13 protein-coding genes are annotated in these 20,804 nt (G+C 39.1%); 2 read left to right on the top strand and 11 right to left on the bottom strand.

What is annotated here, in order from left to right; all coding sequences use genetic code 11:
- Positions 1-115: 115 nt before the first annotated feature.
- From AN964_RS04945 to AN964_RS04920, 6 genes are all read right to left on the bottom strand, one after another.
- A complete protein-coding gene (locus tag AN964_RS04945; protein ID WP_235950524.1) occupies positions 116-970 on the bottom strand; it encodes a carbohydrate ABC transporter permease in 855 nt (284 codons plus the stop codon).
- A gap of 164 nt (positions 971-1,134) precedes the next feature.
- Positions 1,135-2,064, bottom strand: coding sequence for an ABC transporter permease (locus AN964_RS04940; RefSeq protein ID WP_055738634.1), 930 nt, complete (start codon positions 2,062-2,064; stop codon positions 1,135-1,137).
- Positions 2,065-2,480: 416 nt separating this feature from the next.
- Positions 2,481-5,594, bottom strand: coding sequence for an alpha-mannosidase (locus AN964_RS04935; protein ID WP_055738633.1), 3,114 nt, complete (start codon positions 5,592-5,594; stop codon positions 2,481-2,483).
- Between the two features lie 72 nt (positions 5,595-5,666).
- Entirely contained in the window at positions 5,667-6,296 is a 630-nt protein-coding gene (locus tag AN964_RS04930; protein WP_055738632.1) for a YesL family protein, read from the bottom strand.
- Between the two features lie 91 nt (positions 6,297-6,387).
- Positions 6,388-7,689: a glycoside hydrolase family 125 protein gene (locus AN964_RS04925; RefSeq protein WP_055738631.1), complete on the bottom strand. Its 1,302-nt coding sequence runs from the start codon at positions 7,687-7,689 to the stop codon at positions 6,388-6,390.
- Complete coding sequence (locus AN964_RS04920) at positions 7,686-10,415, bottom strand: alpha-mannosidase (RefSeq protein ID WP_055738630.1); 2,730 nt, start codon at positions 10,413-10,415, stop codon at positions 7,686-7,688. Before AN964_RS04920 ends, AN964_RS04925 begins: the two co-directional genes overlap by 4 nt.
- 485 nt (positions 10,416-10,900) lie before the next feature.
- Between AN964_RS04920 and AN964_RS04915 the strand changes: the two genes are divergently transcribed.
- On the top strand, positions 10,901-13,897 hold the full coding sequence (locus tag AN964_RS04915; protein ID WP_055738629.1) for an endo-beta-N-acetylglucosaminidase: 2,997 nt from the start codon (positions 10,901-10,903) through the stop codon (positions 13,895-13,897).
- A 282-nt stretch (positions 13,898-14,179) separates the two neighbouring features.
- Positions 14,180-14,890: a DUF3298 and DUF4163 domain-containing protein gene (locus AN964_RS04910; protein ID WP_055738628.1), complete on the top strand. Its 711-nt coding sequence runs from the start codon at positions 14,180-14,182 to the stop codon at positions 14,888-14,890.
- A gap of 89 nt (positions 14,891-14,979) precedes the next feature.
- Here the strand turns inward: AN964_RS04910 and lacD are convergent, their stop codons facing one another.
- From lacD to AN964_RS04885, 5 genes are all read right to left on the bottom strand, one after another.
- Positions 14,980-15,996, bottom strand: a complete 1,017-nt coding sequence (gene lacD, locus AN964_RS04905; RefSeq protein WP_055738627.1) for a tagatose-bisphosphate aldolase — start codon at positions 15,994-15,996, stop codon at positions 14,980-14,982.
- A gap of 12 nt (positions 15,997-16,008) precedes the next feature.
- Positions 16,009-16,950 (bottom strand): hexose kinase, encoded by a 942-nt coding sequence (locus AN964_RS04900; protein WP_055738626.1) that lies wholly within the window; start codon positions 16,948-16,950, stop codon positions 16,009-16,011.
- Positions 16,951-17,052: 102 nt separating this feature from the next.
- Positions 17,053-18,249: an SIS domain-containing protein gene (locus AN964_RS04895; protein ID WP_055738625.1), complete on the bottom strand. Its 1,197-nt coding sequence runs from the start codon at positions 18,247-18,249 to the stop codon at positions 17,053-17,055.
- 437 nt (positions 18,250-18,686) lie between these two features.
- Positions 18,687-19,061, bottom strand: coding sequence for a DUF3899 domain-containing protein (locus AN964_RS04890; protein ID WP_055738624.1), 375 nt, complete (start codon positions 19,059-19,061; stop codon positions 18,687-18,689).
- A 117-nt stretch (positions 19,062-19,178) separates the two neighbouring features.
- The gene (locus tag AN964_RS04885; protein WP_055738623.1) at positions 19,179-20,795 is read right to left on the bottom strand and encodes a peptide ABC transporter substrate-binding protein; all 1,617 of its coding nucleotides are present in this window, start codon (positions 20,793-20,795) and stop codon (positions 19,179-19,181) included.
- Positions 20,796-20,804 lie beyond the last annotated feature (9 nt).

The raw sequence follows: 20,804 nt of genomic DNA, 5'->3' as shown, positions 1-20,804 counted from the left end.
TTGTATTTCGGCTCTTTTTTCATCATTGTTGCTATTTTAACCGAAGATCTTTGAATTTCCTGTTTGGGTAAAAACAAAAGCTCGAAAAGCAACAATAGATGCGAAAACAGCCTTGTTATTCTTTAACTCCCCCGATAGTTAAACCGCTGATGAAATACTTTTGGAAAAACGGGTACGTCACAGCGATTGGCAGGGTAGCAATAACAACCATAGCCATCTTTGCAGAATCCTCCGGTATAGCCGATAATAAATCAGATTGTCTCGCGGCAATTTCCGTATTTTGCCTCATAAATTCCAGATTGCTTTCAATTTTCATAAGCAAGGACTGCAGTGGTACAAGATGCGGATTATCAATAAAGAGCAAGGCATTAAACCAGTCATTCCAATAACCTAATGTACTGAACAATGCAATCGTTGCGAGTCCAGGCAAGGAGAGCGGAAATACAATTTGGAAGAATATCCGAAATTCGCTTGCCCCATCGATTCTAGCAGATTCCAAAATGGATTCCGGGACTGATTTCATAAAGAATGTTCTCATTACAATAATGTAGAAAGCATTCATGGCAAGAGGTAAAATTAATGCCCAAATAGAATTTTTCAACCCTAGAAATTGAGTAACAACGATATAGAACGGAACCATTCCGCCGCCGAATAACATGGTAAACAGCGCGATGAAGGTAAAAAACTTTCGGTATTTAAATTGCGGCCTTGAAATCGCATAAGCGTAAAAGGAAATCATTAAGACACTGATAATCGTTCCTACTACCGTAACAATTATGGTAATCCCATAGGAGGTAAGTAATTGTTCTTTCATATGCCACAAGTATTTATAGGCTTCAAGACTCCAAGTTTTAGGGATTAGCCGAAATCCATCTGTATCGATGCTTTTCTGGCTGGACAGTGAAATAATAATGACATATATAAATGGAAACACACACAAAATACTAATTATACCAATTAAAGTAGTCATCAACCCATTGGTAACGGGATGAAACCCAAATAGATTTTTCTGCTTTTTTTGTTTTACATTTACCTTTTGATCATGGACTGAAAGAGGTGTTGTTTCTGTTTCAGCAGTTTTCATCATACTCTTTGACATATCCCCTGCCCCCTTTCGAATAATATTGGTAGATGTCAGAATAGAGCACTCTCTTCATCTACCTTTCTAACAATAAAGTTAGTTAGCAAAACGAGAATAAATCCAATGAAGGACTGATATAGTCCAGCCGCAGTACTCATTCCAATATCACCTAATGTCATTAATCCTCGATAAACAAATGTATCAACGGTATTTGTAACGGGGTATAATGCTCCTGAATCCATCGGCAGCTGATAGAATAGCCCGAAATCAGAGTTGAAGATTTTTCCAACTGACATGATAGTAAGGACAATCATTAAGGATCTGAGCATCGGAAGGGTAACATGCATAATTTGCTGCCATTTGGATGCACCATCGATCATTGCAGCTTCGTAATACGTTTTATCGATTCCGACTATTGCTGCCAGATACAAGATACTGCCATATCCGATCCCTTTCCATGTATTAGAAATGATTAATATGTATGGCCAATAACGCGGTTCGTTGTACCAGGAAACGGTATCTACGCCAAAACTTTTAAGAAGATTGTTTAAAAGTCCACTATCAGTACTTAAAAAGCTAAAAGCAAAATAACTGACAACAACCCAAGAAAGAAAGTGTGGAAACAACATTCCTGTTTGATAGATTTTGGATAAACGCTTGTTGGCAAGCTGACTTAAAACAATGGCAACCCCAACACCGAGCACTAATCCCAGAATAATAAATACTAGATTATATAACACCGTATTTCTTGTGATAATATAAGCACTATCTGTATTAAACAGGAATTTAAAATTATCAAATCCTACCCACTTACTGTCCATCACGCTGGCAAAAAATCCGTCCCGTGAGATTCGGAAATCCTTGAAGGCGATGACCGTACCAAACATGGGCAAATAGGAAAACAACAAAAACCAAATAGTACCAGGAAGCACCATTAGAAGCCAAATTCGATTCTTATAAAGATCTTTCCATATCTTCTTCAATGTTCTCCCACCTCCCTCACAGTATTGTAACCCCTTTCATAGTTTTATTATAGAAAACGGTAAAACGCTTTCAAAGTTAACTAATTTCAGAAATAGTGGAAAAATTAAATAAGAGTATGCTGGAAGAATTACAGGCTTTCTGCTTCAACTGGAGAGGAAGAGCTCTTAACGGACACGGGTTCCGTTATCTGTGACAAAATGCTGGTTTTTAAAGAGATAGCGGACACTGGTTCCGTTATTAGCTACTTTCAATCGTAATTTTGCCTGATTATCGTCAAATAACGGATTCTATGTCCGGAAACACAAGGAAAACAAGGATTTTTATCCCAATAACGAATCGTCTGTCCGCTAAAATTCTCTGCATCGTAAAAACGCTTGGATTCTGATATGCTCCAAGCGTCTTTTTGTGAAAGGTATCACCATACTCTTATCGTTTTAATTTCATATGGTTTGACCTTCAACACAATCGGGGAAGTGGTTTCTACTCCGATAGGCTCCTCCATTAAATCCGTTTCTACCCAACTGACAGGATCACGTTGAACATTTAAGGTTACCGTGCCCCTTTTTCCTTCATATTCATGAAGTCTAATAATGATGCCATTCCCGTCATATGCTTGTTTTATCGCATCTACCCACACATGGTCTGAATTGATTTCAACAAAGGATTCTTCGCTGTCCCATTTCCCAGGGAAAGTAAGGGCAGGATCATTCAAATCCCATGCCTTTTCGACTGTTTTCGCCTCACGCCAATCTCCCATATGCGGATAAAGAGAATAAACAAAGGAGTGGGAACCTTGATCAGCCTCCGGATCTGGATGAGTTGCCGACTTTAACAATGTAAGTCTTAAGACATTTTCTTGAATGTCATATCCGTATTTAGCGTTATTTAATAAACTAACGCCATAATCCGCTTCTGAAATGTCTGCCCATTGATGACCAACCGTTTCAAACCTTGCCATATCCCAGCTTGTATTCCAATGGGTTGCCCGTTTTACATTCCCGTATTGAATGTCATAAGTTGCTTCTGTTGCACGGACATCAATTGGAAATGCTGCTTTCAGAAGTTTTCGCTTTTCATGCCATTCTACCTTGGTGTCAAAATCAATCCTACGATCATTCGCATAAAACACGATATGCTGAGAAATGTCGGAATGATGGTACTTATAAGTAAGTTTGATTCCAAATGACAACGAACCATTTTCCACCACTTGGAAATCTATTAAATCCTGAATCTCTTCCATTTTTTCTTGATAGAATATATCAATATCCCATGCATCATGGGCAAGCGGCTTATCCTCAAATATTTGTAAAACATTTCCTCTTTGTTCGTCACTTAGAACATTACGATCTGCTTCTTTATCATAAAGCATGGTCCACTGTCCATGTTCATTCCATTTCACGATGTAAAAAGGCGTTTCCAATTGGTTATCTGTATACTTAAACGGAGAGTCTGTCTTTTCCATCCTAGTTTTTGGTTCAAAATACAACGTTTTCGCTCCAAAGGAAGGTAGGGAAACAACTTCTACCAGCCAGCTATCATGATCCTTTTGAGCACTCAACTGGTTGCCCTCCCTATCTTTCCATACACCCCATTCATATTCTGTATATTCATGGATTCGGATATTTTTTCCGTCTTTTACATGGGTAGTATTCAACACCACTACTGTATGTTCTTCTTCCTTTAGATGGTCTTTTATGATATTAGATTCTAGCTGCTCAGCAATTTGAAAAGCTTCTTCGTACTCCAGCTTTGCATCTTCGTACACTTCATGTATGGAGGATCCAGGTATAATATCGTGAAACTGGTTTCTTAATATAATTTTCCAGCCCTCTTTTAATTGTTTCGCCTCTTGATCTCGTTTTTCATTAGTTGATAACCATGTGGAAAGCATCTCCACCCTGCGATAGAAAAGCTCTAGTTTGCGATTCATCTTTTTCATAAAAGCCTGACTCGTATACGTTCCACGGTGATATTCGAGATACAGTTCCCCATCCCATTTATGAATATATGCATCTGACTCCGTAACATTTTCATGAAGCTTTTCGAAAAATTCACCTGCAGTTGACGTTTTCACATTCGGCATCCCTGGCAAAGTATCAAATCTGCGTCTCATTTCCAGCATGTGACGGTTTACCCCGCCGCCTCCGTCCCCATAGCCATAGGATAACAGCAGATCTTTAGATAACTCCTTATCCTGATAGCCCTTCCATGCACCTTTTACGGTTTTTGCGGTGATATATCCATTGTACGTATAGAACCAAGAATCCGGCGCATTCCATGGTTCCGGTGTCGTAATGAAATGCGTTAATATCTCGGATCCGTCCATGCCCTTCCAATAAAACGTATCATGCGGCATACGATTGTATTGATTCCAGCTGATTTTGGTCGTCATCATCGTCTTGATTCCCGATTTTTTTAATATTTGCGGCAATGCCCAGCTATAGCCAAAGACGTCCGGAAGCCAGAGGTATTCACAATTAACGCCAAATTCTTCTTTGAAAAAGTTTTTGCCATGTAAAATTTGGCGGACAAGCGATTCCCCGCTCGGGATATTACAATCCGCTTCGAGCCACATAGCTCCTCCCGCTTCCCATTTCCCTTCCGCAATTCGCTCTTTCATTTGCTTGTAAATTTCCGGATAATCAGTCTTTATGTAATCGTAAAGCTGCGGTTGTGTTTGTAAAAAGACATATTCAGGATATTGCTTCATCAAATGCAAAACGGTTGAGAACGAACGTGCAGCCTTTTCCCGAGTATTTCGTAATCTCCAAAGCCATGCTACATCAATATGGGTATGGCCAACCGCATGAATCGTAAGCTCTGATGAGGCATCGATTTTTTGTAATGCATTCATTAATTGAGCTTCCGCCTCGTAACAGGATTCATAGAAAGAATCGCTGCCTGGTTCTGTCCAATTGATGATTTTCAAACTATCGGAAATCAATGTTTTCAAAGTGAGAAAAGCCGTATCTGTCTCCTCAGTTTCCATTAAAACCTCGTATGCAGCTAGCAGCGTATAATAAAGATTGTCCACTTTTCTGTCCAGCCAGCCGATTTTCGCCATCGTTAATTTATACTCATTCTCAACCGGGACACCTCCGCCTTCCAGTCCTGACCATAGACGGAAATCCAATCGCAAAGGCTGTCTCGCTGCTTCTTCATCAAACAAAACTTCTTCATGATTGGAATCAACACCTTGGTACGGATGCTCATTCACAAATAATAAAGACTCAAAACCAGAATTATTGCCGCCTCCAGTCTTTCCAAAGGAAAAAAGACCAACTACTTGACGGTCTGCGAATGTTACATGATGATCCACCGTCGTATGGAGCCAAAGATAGCGATCTCGCCCCTTCCAGTAGTCGCCAAGTTTCATTTGATGATTTTGATCATACTCACTGGGTGGATACGCACCTACTTCGCCATCATCATTTTTAGCAGCAAATGCCTGTATATCCACACAATCACGGTAACGATACCCCTCTAATTCTCTGATCCGTGCCTCAAATTTTCTCTCTGTCAGGAACATGATATACACCCCTATCATTCTATTAAAATATTTGAGCAATGTTTCCGATTATCCAATAGTCACCTAATTTCCTTAAGCTTCAAGGATTTGTTTTTCCAGCCTGCGGAACCTTTTCATGCAAACCGTCATCACCCAATAGCTTGGCAAGACAGCGCTCATAAAAGGAATAAGACCGGGTAATTTATAGATGAAATACCCTATACATACTAACCCTACTAAAATAACAAATGTATCTTTAAAGCCAGCAAACGCATGGATGAAGGCTTGCTTTAAATAGGCTTTTGCACTGAAAGTATATTGTACGTATAGCGGGAAAAAGTAAATTAAGGTTAATAGTAAAATAGCCAATAAGAATAGAATGAAAACATAGAGAAAAATAGAAAAGAATCCCTTCATATAAAACGAAATCCGCAGGTCAATGAATAGAAATGCTGCAATGCAAACAAAGACAAGCCCGATTTTATTGCTGTTTACCCATTCCTTTTTATAAGTGTCCTTAAACAGCTGCCATATAGAAAAATCCAATTCTTTTTTGGCCCATTTTCTTGTCACAGTACACATGGCGATTGTCGCCGGAAAAAAACCTGCAATGACAAGGCCGGATAAGGTAAACGCAATCCATAACAAGTTCGTCCATACGAGACGCAAAATCCATTCACTTACATATTGGAATAATTTCATTTCTATCCATCTCCATTTCAATGAGATTCTTACCTCCTTATGCGTAAACCCATTCAAGTGTACGCATAAGGATAAAATTAACAATAATTACTAATATAAGTTAAAATGAAAACTACTTACGCAAAGGGCTTCCCTTCACAAATTGCCCGCATAAGCTTAATAAAAACTCACTGAACATGGAATTCGCCCACGAAAACCAATCTCTTGTAAAATGATTAGGGTCATCCACATGAAATCCTTCATGCATGAGATTCGTACCAGCATCCGTATGTTTAAACAAATCCAGTATTCTCATTTTTTCTTCTTCAGAAGTTGATGTCATTCCCTGAATGGAAAGGGCGATATGCCAAATATAATGTTCCGGAGTATGCGGACTTCCAATCCCTTTTGCGGCCGTTCCTTCATAGTAATAAGGATTTTCATTGCTAAGGATGAAGTTTCTCGTATTTAAATAGATTGGGTCATCGATGCTGCAATACCCTAAATACGGCAATGATAGTAAACTCGGAACATTAGCATCATCCATTAAATTGTAATTTCCTTGTCCATCCGTTTCATATGCATAGATGGTTCCGTAAACGGGATGTTCCACCTTACCAAATTTCTGAATCCCTTCGTTGATTTCATCTGCTAATTTTAGGGCACTCTCTTTTAGCTCCTGATTCTTTAAGACATTCTCCGCAATTTCGGCAAGCTGTCTTAAGACCACAACTGCAAACATATTGGAAGGAATTAGATAGCCATATTGACAAGCATCGTCACTTGGACGAAAACCGGACCATGTCATTCCTGTGTAGGTAACAAGACTACCTTTTCCTTCTCGCGTCAGCGTATCGGATGGCGGGCAATTATCCCGTTCAAACCGGTATTCTGATTGCTTTTCATGATGCTGCTCAATCTTCCATGTTTCGATGATGGTTTGAACTGCTTTTATAAATGTTTCATTGAAATGGGATGTTCTGCCCGTTGCTTTCCAGAAAAGATACGCTAATTGAATGGGATAGCATAATGAATCAATTTCATATTTTCTTTCCCACAAAAGTGGGGTCATTTTTGTTTTGTCACGATGATAGCAATTTCCATTTGGGTTTTCATTAAATGCATTGGCATATGGATCATGCAAGACAAAAAATAATTGACGCTTAATTACTCCTTCAATCATATCGGCCATATCATCATCTTGTTCCGCTAACATTAAATATGGACGAACCTGAGCTGCAGAATCACGAAGCCACATAGCAGGGATATCTCCCGTAATGACAAAAGTGGTTCCATCTTCTTTCCGGCGAATCGTTGTTTCATACGTATTGGAAAAACAATGCTCAAATAAGGTAATTACTTTCTCATCATTAGAAAAATGAGATTTTACGGTATCTATTTTTTCCTTAATGGATAAAGGTAAATTAGTATTCATTGGTGGTACTCCTTTCTTTCCAACCCCACGGTTATGATTTCATATGGTTGTACCGGTGCTTGCCAGTTTCCGTTTTCATTTAAAGGCAGCATTTCAACATTTTCTTCGATCACATTACTGCGGTAGCATTGTTCCCTGCCACAAGAATGTATAGTTAATTGATCCTCTTGGTTTGCCGTATTGAACCAGCGGACCATGATGTCACCAGAACCTTCTGCTACTTTTACAGAAGATAGGGAAAGATGTTCTGCATTCCATTCGATAAAAGAATGAACAGTTGGCAGTGTCCCCTCATGGATTCCTGTTTGTTTCGCCACCCAAGGAATTTGGAATTGATAAGCATCTTGGTATGCATTTGTTTCGATACAGTCCCCAGTGTGCGGATAAATCCGGAAGGTAACCGTGTGCTCTCCTAAACATTGAGCTTCAGGTGTTGGGAAGTAGCCCCAGTCTCCCAGTTCGCCGACAGCACGTAATAATGTTAAAGCAATCGTATTTCTGCCATCTTGGAGAACTTCATATTCATTTAAGCCAAGATTTGCAATTGTTAAGCCTTCACTTTGATTGCAGACACTGACAAAGGCTTGTTGATGTTGACAATTGCTTGGGTTGGTCCATTCATCCGCTGGTACATTATTTCTTTTCGCTATTTCAAAAATAGAATCTGCATAATGAACCGAAGTTTCCACATCTGTCGGGAACAATGCACGTAAGCGATGATCCTTTGCCTGATTATTGAAAGTTGTAGAAACTGTGATCCCTTTGCTATTTTTCTCGATTGTAAGGACTGTTTTTATCTTGAAAGGCACGGTCTCTTCGACTCGTTGTGCTATTCTGTTCATGAATGGAATCACTTCTTTTTGTTCTTGAGCGAGCAATTCATTTGCTCCCCTAGGCAGCTCCCACTCATGAATAATCTCAAATGCTGCTTCAAATGGAGTGTCTTTTAAGATATGAACCTTAGCTTTACTATTTTTCGTGGTAAGGTTTTCTTCGCCATCCGGTTGTTTATACATGTATTCATTTCCGATATCCCCGCTGTCTTCATAGATAAGGAGATCCGTGAATGTTCGATTCATTGTTTTATCTGTTACGGTTAAGGAACCGTTTTCTTCAATTTTCACATGGAGCCATTCGTTTTCTGCTTCTCTATCATTTACGATTAATGATTCCGTTTCGGGAAGTGTGGTTTCTTTTTTCACGAAGGCATAGGTTTTGTATCCAAGAGCCGGAACTGCATGTGCTTCAAAAGATAATTGAACACGTCTCGCCATGTAAGGTTGGCGGAAACGATCATTCGGTAAATCATAGTCAAAAGCAATCCCGAGATCTTCCATCGTAAATGGGATGACATTCCCATCTTGATCGACTATTTCCCTATCGTTTAGAGGAAAACTTTTTAATGCCTCTTTATTCACACCTTCTGAAAAATATTCACTTTTCACATCTACGGTAACAGACACTACCCCGGTCCGTTCCCAGCCGGTCGTATTAAAAACCGTAAACGGTACAGCTTCTGCTCCAAATGGTGCAAAACCTGTTGTATCGATTTTGTCGGAAATCTGTGTTAGTTTTTCGTCCACAATCATTTCCGCTACATGCTTGCTTTTTTCAAAGCGGGTTTCCATTTCTCGGTGGACCTCATCCACACTGCAGCCGCAAATACTGTCATGCGGATGATTTTGCATTAAGGTTTTCCATGCATATGTAAATAGATGATGAGGATACTCTTCCCCTGTCATATAAGCAAAAGTCGCAAGCGGTTCTGCTACTTTTTCAAGGAGAACTTGACCGCGCTGATTCATCTGTTTCAAATAAATCCGTGCGGATGCTGTATTGACAAGCGTCCCCCATCCGTCTGTCTGCTGACTTCTCAGTTCCCCATCAATATATTTCAAATCCTTTGGCAGGGTAGTCATTAATTCAGCAAGATAGTCATTAAAATTAGAGTGGACAAACTGAATATCCGGATATAACTGTTCTGCCGTTTGAATTGCTTTTGATAGATTGGTTTGAATCGGTTGATGATCACACCCATTCATCATCAAATGATGATTCGTAGAAGCGTATTTCTCTAAGGCAGCGATTTTTTGTTCCCAATAAACAGCTGCTTCTTCTTTATCAGCAGGAATTTCAATCCCATTGCAATACCAATTGGCGAATAAAACACCTAACACAGCCGAACCATCAGGGGAACGCCAGAACATTTCCGAATATGGAGATTCATACATATCAACATCACTAACCATATTATTAAACCCAGTTGGCTTCACCCCTCTGCCAAAAACAGCAGCTTCGATTCCCGCCTGCTTTAAAATTTGCGGTGCTTGCCCCATATTTCCAAATGAATCAGGAAAATATCCTACCTTAGAAATACCGCCCCACTGCAGCGCATCCTTCATTCCATATTGAAGATTGCGAATATTTGCCTCGCTGCTGGTTAAAAACTCATCCTGCAGAATATACCAGGGGCCGATTTGGATTCTGCCATCCTTAATATATTTTTGAAGCTTTTCCCGCATTTCCGGACGGACCTGTAAATAATCGTCTAAAATAATCGTTTGACCATCTAAATGAAAGCTCCGAAAATGCTCATCGCGATCCAATGTTTCTAAAAGCTGATCTACTAATTTCACCAGCAGTACATGGTGCTTTTCATATGGCAAATACCATTCCCGATCCCAGTGAGTGTGAGAAATAATGTGAATATGTTTCTTTTTCTCCATAATTGCCCCTCCAATCGTTCTTTAAAAATATGAATCTATTTTTATATGGTAACGCTATCATTTTTTTGTACCTCAAAAAAAATAGGCTAACATAATGCATTTATTTCATCTTAAAAATGGAATAAAACCATTGTCAACCTAAACTCCGCTTATATCCTTGATTCCGCCAACATTCATTTAATTAGTCAACAAACCATTTAATTTTTCCATTAAAAAACGCCCTAAGTACATTAGACCTAAAGTCAATTTTTCATATAGTAATATTTTCCTGTATATGGATAATCATCTAAAATTAATCAAGTAAATCTATGATTCATCCAATAAAGCGCTTACATTATTTTTGGTAGTATAAAGTGGAAGATTAAAAACCTTCTGAATATATCACGGGATTGGGGGGGGAAAAATCACTCTAGATAGAGAAAGGGGGGAAAGACAAGCATTTCATCTTACTTCAGGATACTTTTTAAATATGAGGAGGATCGAGTTTGAAAAAGAAAAAAGTCTTTAAATATATTTCTTCTTTTGTCCTTTTAGCAACTCTTGTTATTTCCATGATAACGCCTAAATCATTTGCTGCCGTTAATGGAGACGGAACCGATGAAATCAATGAACAATATAAAGATAAATTGAGTTTACAGCCGCTTGCTCCAGCATTTTCAGTTAAGACACTTTTGAAATGGTCGCCGGCTAATGACCCAGACTCCGAACTAGACCGTGCATCCGTTCCTTTAAACAAAAAACGTTTTAAAGGACATCAGATTAACCCGCTTGCGAATCCGAAGGCAGGAATTACCTCTGCTGCAATTACATTAACCAACCATGACCAATCCAGCCCTGTTGGCAGCAATGACTTTAATGTTTATGCATTTGATAACTGGCAATTATTAGATTCCTATATTTATTGGGCTGGAACCGATGAAGGGATTTTTGCGATTCCATCCCCTGATATCGTGGATGCCGCCCATCGCAATGGTGTTCCTGTCTACGCAACATTAGGTTTCCCATGGGGCAGCGGATCACCTGAGGCACTTGCAGAAATCCAGGCATTTACACAGCAAGCATCTGATGGCAGCTTCCCAGTTGCTGACAAGATGATTGAAATCGCCAAGTACTATGGCTTCGATGGGTACTTTTTTAACCAAGAAACATCCGGAGTCAATAAAGAAACAGCGGTCCGCATGAATGAAATGATGCGTTATGCAAAACGGAAATCAGACATCCGTTTTAGCTGGTATGATGCACAGGATAACAACGGAAACATCAACTACCAAAATGCCGTAAACAGCAAAAATGATATGTATGTTACACCTGCGGAAGATGGAGTTTATGGAGTGGACGAATTCTTCTTGAATTATAACTGGGGTGTCAGTCAAATTAATACAACGGTTTCGACGATGAAAAGTCATAACCGTGACCCTTTTGATGCATACGCTGGTTTTGAGGTACAGCAAAATTCTTACAATACAAGTATTAATACAAATGCACTCCTCGATGAAAAAGGACAACCTAAGGTTTCTATTGCGCTTTATGCACCTAATTCAACCATGGGATTAGCGAAAAATCCTGCAGATTTCCATGATAAAGAAACATATTTCTGGACGGGGCCACAAGGGGATCCATCTAAAGCCGATGATACTGCAAAGTGGAAAGGAATGGCCCGTTTCGTCACGGATTCATCTGTTATTCAAGACTTACCGTTTACAACCAACTTTAACAGTGGACATGGCAAGCAATATTTTACAGATGGAAAAGTAGTGAGCACACAGGAATGGAATAACCGTTCGATCCAGGATATTATGCCAACATGGCGCTGGTGGATCCGTGGAGAAGGCAGCAGAATCAATGTTTCCTATGATTTTGATCATCCTTATAATGGTGGAAATTCGCTGAAACTCAGCGGTCCGCTTGATGCCAATTCATCTAATGACGTTATGCTTTACAGTACTAAACTTTCTATCACAAAATCTACGAAAATAAAGGTCGTTTATCAAAATCAATCAGATGCTGATGTTTCCCTTGGAGTTGCTTACGGTGAGGATTATGCTGCTGATAAGATGAAATATTATATCCTTCCAAAGTCAGATGAAAGCGGCTGGCAAACCGCTGTTATTGATTTAAAAGAGGATGCCGGTAAAACAGCCTATGCAATTAGTTTAAAAGTCAGTAACTCAAAGGAATTAAAGGATTATTCTATTCATCTAGGTCAGTTATCTGTATATGATTCTAAGGAGCCTAGTCTTGCTGCACCGCGTGATGCTGCAGTGGCGGAAAAAATGCTGCATGATGCTTTTACAGCGGAAGCACGTATAAATTGGTCGAAACAAGAAAATGTTTTGCAATATGAGGTGTATCAGCAAAATGTCGATGGGGTTAAAACGTTTATAGGGGCAACACCAAACAACTATTTTTATACTCCGAATATCTCAAGAAGTATTGAAAATGCTTCTGCTGATAACATAACAAAACTTTATATCGTGCCAGTAAATCAAAACTATGAACGCGGAAAAGCAGCGGTGGTTGATTTTAATTGGGGAATGGGAACAGATGCAACGGAAATAGATCCAAACCCTCCTTCTGCTAATGTTGCCTTACATGCGCAGGTAACAGGTGTTTCAGCTGAAAACGATGCAGAACCAGCATCTAAAGCTTTGGATGGCACTGCTGCGAATAATAGTAAATGGTGTGCAACCAACAAACAGTCAGGGTACATGTCTATTGACATTGGTGAGCCTAAAACCATTCGCCGCTGGAGAGTGGAACATGCTCAATATGGCGGGGAAGCCCAAAACATGAATACCGTTGATTTTGAATTACAATATAAAAATAAAAATGGCGAGTGGGTAAGCGCAAAAAGAATCACAGGCAATGATAAAGCAGTTACCGATGTGATTCTTGATCAGCCGATTACCGCAAATGAATTTAAGCTGCAAATTTACAATAGCGGAACATCCCCGTGGGGAGCAATCCGTATTTATGAGTGGCAAATGTTTGAAAGTGACGGTTTGCCAAGAACAGAAAATATCATGATGCATTTCGTCACTGCGGAAAATAATAAAGGTGAACAGGATAAAGTAGTCTTAGATAGGGTTAAAAAGGGACAAATTGTTCGCTTATATACATCCCTAAAATCAACGGAAGTTCTAGCAGAAAAGCAAGCAGATCAAGATGGCTCGGTAACATTTGATAACCTTGATTTTGGTCCTGATGCCGACAGAATTTATTACACGGTTCAAGATCCAGACACAAGAGAAAGCCTAAAATACAGCGTTGCTTACGTAAGTGAAAAAGTAATGTCTGTGATTAACCAAATTAAGGCTCTGCCGGATGTCAAAGACCTCACATTGGCTGATAAGCATATAGTCAATGATGCCAAAGTTGCTTACAATAAGCTGCATCCTACAGAAAGAAAACAAGTAACCAATTATGATCGCCTTGTACAGGCAATTGAGCGAATGAAGGAATTGCAAAAAGGTAATTATTGATAGAGGGAACGACTGGGTGTAGAGGATAGCATGCTAGCTATCCTCACTTTTATTTAAAATTGGCTTGGAGAAACGGGGCTATTTCCCCGATTCGTGCGGTTTCCGATACGTTTCGCGCGGTTCAACATGTATTTTGTGCAGTTCGCCACTAAACTCGTGCGGTTCAGCAAGTTTTTCGTGCGGTTTTTGATTTATTTTTCAAAAGGTTACGAAAATAGTTCTTGTATTGGACAAATTATTATTTATATAATGTTTCTGTTATTCAAAACAAGGAGGAATAAAATGAGGAAAATGAAGTTTTTTAAAATATCCATCGCTTTTGCTTTCATTTTTGGCTTACTTTTCGGTGTAACCACTTCCCAATCGGAAGCAAATGCCGCAACGACAAAGGCAAACGTAAGCCAGCACCTATACAAAGGGTTAAAGTTTTTAAAATATCCACAAGTATCTGGTTTGACTAGTAAATCTGCTGAAAAGAAGATCAACGCCTCCCTTTTAGGTGCGGCAAAAAAATCCTATAAAGCATACTTAGAGGTAAAAAAACAGGAGAAGGAGGCTAAAGGCGATAAGAATTGTAAGGATTTCCCTTCCTCCTGCCATTATGAATATCAATCCCTTTACAAAGTAAAATACAATACAAGCGGGAAACTTAGTATTCTATATACTGATTATCAGTACACTGGCGGGGCACACGGTATAAGTGCAGTGACTTCCTACAATTACAGCCTGTCTTCAGGCAAGCAATATAAAATCAGTGATATATTGAAAACTAAATCTAACTTTGCGAAGGTACAAAAGTATGCCTATAAATACTTTAGCAGCCATGAACCTTACTCTTATTTTGTTAACAAAGTAAGTGATGTACCAGTGAACAAAAACACACAATTTTACTTTACAAAAGGCGGCATCTATTTAATCTTTCAAGAATACGAAGTTGGACCTTACGCAGCAGGAAACCCAACAATTAAAATCCCAAGCTCCCTCTATAAATAAGGGTGTCAGGCACCCTCAGTGGACATTTTGGTATTTTGTACGCTACCGATGGACAATGAATATATGTCCTCCTGTTACGTACAGATTCCTCATTTGTCCACGAGTGGTGCCTGACACCATTTTTCTGCTTTGGTGAACCAAGGTTTTGCGGTTTTCCTTAGGACTTCATTTAAATCGGTGATGTTTTTCTTGCCTTCTGATTGCATCCAGTGGCAGCCTGCTTCGTCGCCTAGTTCTGCGAATGGTTGGACACCGTTTTTCCATGTTGCCCGACCGCAAAGAACACCATTAAATTCTGCACCAGCTGAGGCCGCGAATTCCAACGTTTCTCGGAAAAGCTCTGCGCTTACTCCGGCACTTAAATATATATAAGGCAAGTCTGTTGCATCACTTTGTTCTTTAAAGTATTGTTTCGCTTGTTCTATTGTATAAATAACCTCTCCTGCTGAAAAACCCTCCACATAGTTCATGTTAACAGGAACCTCCACCTTCAAAACATCTACTTGATATCTTGGTTTTGAGAATTCCCGCATCATGTCATTTACCTTATGCGGCTTCACTTTCGCATATTCAACACCTTTGACATCCTCATTTTTTGCATCGTAAGAAACCAGTTCAAGAAAAAATGGAATATCCTCGGCAACACATTCCGATCCTAAGCGCTCGACAAATGCATGTTTGATATTATTAATTGCTGCGTCTTCGTCCACGTCATAGTATAAAAGAAATTTTACAGCATCTGCCCCCGCTTCTTTTAATCTCTTAACAGACCATTCGTCCAGCAAATCTGGCAATCGTCCTGGTACCGTTGCGTCATAGCCCGTTTTTTCATAAGCCAGCAGCAATCCTGCGTGAACATCCCTTACTCCTGCTGCAGGCAGTCCATATTCCGGGTCTAGTAGAATAGCAGAAGCATATTTTGTCAGCTCTTTACTTACCATTTTTTTGAAGTCTATAATTCCATTGTCCCCAATATCAATGGTACTTGCGCTGCTTATCATTTTTTTCAAAGAGCCCCGCTGATCAATAGCCAGAGCACCGATAATCCCATTTTCATCCGACAGACGCTTCAAAGCTTCTCGTTTATTTTCAGTTAACTTTAACAAGGTGTTCCCTCCCTACATGATTTTTTGTATCTCAATTTGGCTGTAAACAAAATCAAACTTTTCTGAATTCACAAAACCTGTCTGTGTTTCCATAGCATTCAGCACACCCGTTGTCATCGCTGTTTTAATCACATTTTCAACCGTTTTTTTCTGTAAAATGGCTACCGCCAATCCTGCAACGACCGAATCTCCTGAGCCAACTGGATTCACCACCGGCACTTTTGGGATTCTCGCAAAATAATAATCATCTAGATACTTAATGAAAGCCCCTTTTGCTCCAAGAGAAACCAGCACCCAATCTATTCCGCTAAAGCATGAATGTGAAACCGCCTCTCTAAGCCCATTAATATCATCTGCGGAAACCTGCAAGTTTAGTAATTCATTTAACTCATCTATATTTGGTTTAATAGCCAAAGGTCTAGCTTCCTGAAAGTCCAAAACCTGCTTCAAAATTTTTTCAGAGCAATCTAGTATCACTGGAATTTGCTGTTGCTTCGCTAATAAAATCATCTGAGAATATAAAGACGCCTCCAGCCCTCTTGGAAGACTACCAGAAATCGTCACAACTTCACCCTTTTCCAGCAGTTTGGAGTAATGCTGCAAAAATTGCATCTCTTCTTGTTTCGAAAAGGTTGGGCCCGCTTCTAATATTTCTGTCTGATTCCCGTCATGAAGGATGGCAATACAATTGCGGGATTCTTGATCGGTTTTTAAAAAGTCATGAGAAATTCCATCTAGCTGCAACTGACTTTCGATAAAGTCTCCAATGGTGCCGCCTAAAATACCGGTTGCCATAACAGGCGAATTCAGCAAATGAACCACCCTTGCCACATTCAGCCCTTTTCCGCCCGCCGTTTTCAGGACATTTTCCACACGATTCACACCATTTAGCCTAAATTCCTCTAATCTATACGAAATATCTACCGATGGGTTCATCGTAACACTTATAATCATTTCATTATTCTCCTTTTAAAAAGGTCAAAGACAACGTGAGTTAAAGTATACCTATGTCGCTGATTTTACTTTACGGGAAACTATAACTCACAAGAAAAACAATTATTCAAATGGATATATCGTTACTCCTTGCACAACACGGTTCACACTGCCATTCGGAACAGGGTTATCTGGTGTAATTTTCAAATTTAGGGACTTATAGACGGCAAGAATTTGCGCATAAATAATGTATGGGAAGGATAGCCATACATCATCTAGGGAAGCTGGTATGTCAAGTTCTGTTTTAATACTTAAATAGTAATCGCTGTTTTCCTCTGCGTCGTTTATATATTGATTTGATATCGCCATCACGTTCAATCCGCATCTATTTTTTTCAGCATATAACTCTTTTAAAATATCTAAATCATATTTCTGGGTATATGGATTGCTGCTGATAAAAACAACTGTAAGATTTTTATCATTCAAAAGTGTTTTCGGACCATGACGGAAGCCTAATGGCGATTCAAAATATGTAAATACATTCCCATCTGTTAACTCAAGCATTTTTAAAGATGCTTCATGTGACAGTCCTAGAAGCGTACCAGAGCCTAAATAAATAAGACTTGTAAATGGAATGGACGATAATTCCTTTAAAGTCGGAAGCGAATGTTCGAAAACATTATTACCTGTATCCATAATCCAATTAACATTGTCTTCCAATGTATTCAATCTATCCATTTGAAATATTAGCAATACACTTAGCATCATGCATGTAAAGCTGCTTGTCATTGCAAAGCTTTCATCATTGCTGCCTTCTGGCATTACCAGCAATAATGTTCTATTTCTGATGTCTGGCTTTTTCGCTAAAAAACCGTCAGGATTGCAGGTAATGTGGATGGAGTAAAAATCCTTAACGATTTGCTCCCCCAATTCAACTGCAGCAACACTTTCAGGGCTATTTCCGGATCTTGCGAACGAAACCATAATCGTTGGCATATTCTCCTCTAAATAATACCCCGGATTCGAAACAATATTGGTAGTCGGAATGCTGTGAATCGTAAATGCTTTATTCTCACATACTTTTGTTAAATACGGCTCAACGGTATCGCCAACAAATGCGGATGTTCCCGCCCCTGTTAAAATAACTTTGACAGACTCATACTTTGCTGTGATGGCGTGAAAAAATGCTTGAATTCGATCCTTTTCGCGTTGGATGTACTGATATGTTTCCCCCCAGAGCGCGGGTTGATGAGAGATTTCTTTATGTGTGTGATAAACGCCAAGCTCTTTTAATTGTTCTTCTGTTTTGTTTATAAACAATGTCTCCACCCCTACCCTTTTTATTTTTTTCATTTTTTCGTACATAATGAAAATTTTAAACTTCTTTTGAAATAGAATATAGTGTTGTATCCATTTTTTTAATTTAATGGCATAGACAAGCTTCTCAAATGCACATCATTAAAAATAAGCCACCTGGCTTTTTTATCAATCACCTCACCTTTCAGAAAATTCTGTTGTAGTGTTGTCATTACCAGTTAACCACTTAAACACCATTTCGTCAATAGTTGGTGTCAGGCACCCTTCATGGACATTTTTGGCTTTTTTTCTTAAAATGTTATTTCAAAAAAACAACATTTTGGTAAACAGTGCATTTAACTTGAACTAAATTATAGGGAAAAATGGATTTTTTTACCTATGAATTTTAAATAAAACAAACCCCACACAAGTCGTCTTTTTACTTTGTGTAGGGTTTGTTTTTAATAATAATAGGCAATTAAACTAATCACCGAAATCGATAAAGAGATAACAGCGAGGTTCGTACACATATAGGCTAACCACTTTGTCACATCGCTCTTCCATTGGTTAAGCCCAGGATCATTTTTCATCAGGTAATCGGCGCGTTCAGCAGATCTCGTTTTTGGTGTGATCATATTTCCCAAAAGTTTAAACCCATCTGTTAACAAGGTTAAAAACCCTGATTTCCAAATGTTTATGGTAACTGCTGCAACCAGCGCGATGATTCCTACTAAAAAGGTGCTATTAATCCAGGTTAATAGTGTGCCACCTGCCCATATCTTGTATCCTATTAAAATACAAAACGATATACAACTTAGCAGTAAATGTTTTTTCATCCTGTCTGTCACCTCAACTTCTTATCTCGATTCGATTGATGAATGATACTAAATAACTGAATAAAGTGGGAAAAGGCACTGATCTCCCCTTCCCACTTAGGACTGAAGAACCGTCCCTTAATTACTTGTTTTCTTTGCCCACTTGAAGGAAGGGCTGCTTTCCAAGTAATAGGCAATGTTGCTGAATTTAGATGATACTAAGAATGTGTTTGTGTAGAAATAAACTGGCATAAATGGCATGTCCTGCATTAAAACATCTTCTGCTTGGTGCAATAATTCAAAGCGTTTTGTTTCGTCTTGTTCCACTTTTGATTTTGCCATTATGTCATCATATTTCTTATTTACCCAGCCTGTACGATTGTTCGGGCTGTCACCTAAGTAGTAATCAAGCATAATTACTGGGTCTACAAAGGAACCAATCCAACCCATACGTGCCATTTGGAAGTTTTGCTGATGCGTTGTATCCAAGTATGTTTTCCATTCTTGATTGTTTACCTTGATGTCCACCCCAAGATTTTTCTTCACCATTTCTTGTACAGCTTCGGCGATTTTTTTGTTGTTTTCTGCAGTGTTATATAGCAATGTTACGTTTGGAAGAGTAGACCAGCCTTCTTCCTTCATTCCTTCTTGTAAAAGCTTCTTAGCTTCCGCAGCATCTTCTTTGAAATAGTTTCCGCCTTCTTCACGGAAGTCGCCGCCATTTGGTGTTTTAACACCAGGAGGAACCATGCCGTATGCTGGAATTTCACCAGCTTTTGTTACGTTATCCGTAAGTGTTTTACGATCAATGGACATTGCAAATGCGCGACGGATTTTTGCATTGGTGAATGGCTCTTTATTAACATTAAACATAATCATATAGGTTCCGAAATAAGGTACTTCTTTAAATTCTTTATTATTTTTTTCTGCTTCCAGTGCATCAGATGGCAATGTCATGATAAAATCTAACTCGCCTGTCTTATACATTTGGTAGTAAGTTGTCGCATCTGGCACGATTTTAAAGGTAATCTTTTTCAAGCTTACATCTTTTTGTCCATAATACTTATCGTTTTTCTCAATAACTACTTGACTATTATGCTTCCAATCTGTCATTTTGAAGGCACCGTTACTTACATAGTTTTTCGCATCTGCAGCCCAATTTTTATTTTTCTCTACTAAATCCTTTTTCACTGGATAGAAAGTATACATAGCCAGCAATTTATTGAAGTAAGCAAGCGGTGCATTTAGTTCTACCTGCAATGTATGATCATCAACTGCTTTTACTCCGACTTGATCAGCGGAGCCTTTTCCCTTGTTATATGCTTCTGCTCCTTTTATATAGTAAAGATAAAAAGCAAAGGAACTTCCTGTTTCAGGATTAAGCACTCGTTTCCATGAATATTCAAAATCCTGTGCTGTTACTGGTGTACCATCAGACCATTTTGCATCGTCGCGAATAGTAAAAGTATACGTTTTTCCATCATCCGAAACCTTTGTATCCTTCGCTAAACCAGGTACAATTTCCCCTTTTTTATCCTTCGTATATAATCCTTCAAATGTATGGTTTAATACCCAGCCTGAGGTTGTATCGGTTGCAAGTGCAGGATCGAGAGCTGGCGGCTCCGCAGTCATCCCAACCGTCATTTCTTGCTTCACATCTTTACTGTTTCCTGACGTTGCTTTATCGCCGCCACATCCAGCCAAAACACTGGACAATGCAAGCATGGCAACCAGCATAATTAACCATTTTTTCATCTTAATTCC

Source organism: Heyndrickxia shackletonii (assembly GCF_001420715.1).
In the GTDB taxonomy this organism is placed as follows: domain Bacteria; phylum Bacillota; class Bacilli; order Bacillales; family Bacillaceae_C; genus Margalitia; species Margalitia shackletonii.
The sequence above is the reverse complement of the archived record's forward strand: the minus strand, read 5'-3'. Positions and strand labels throughout refer to the sequence as shown.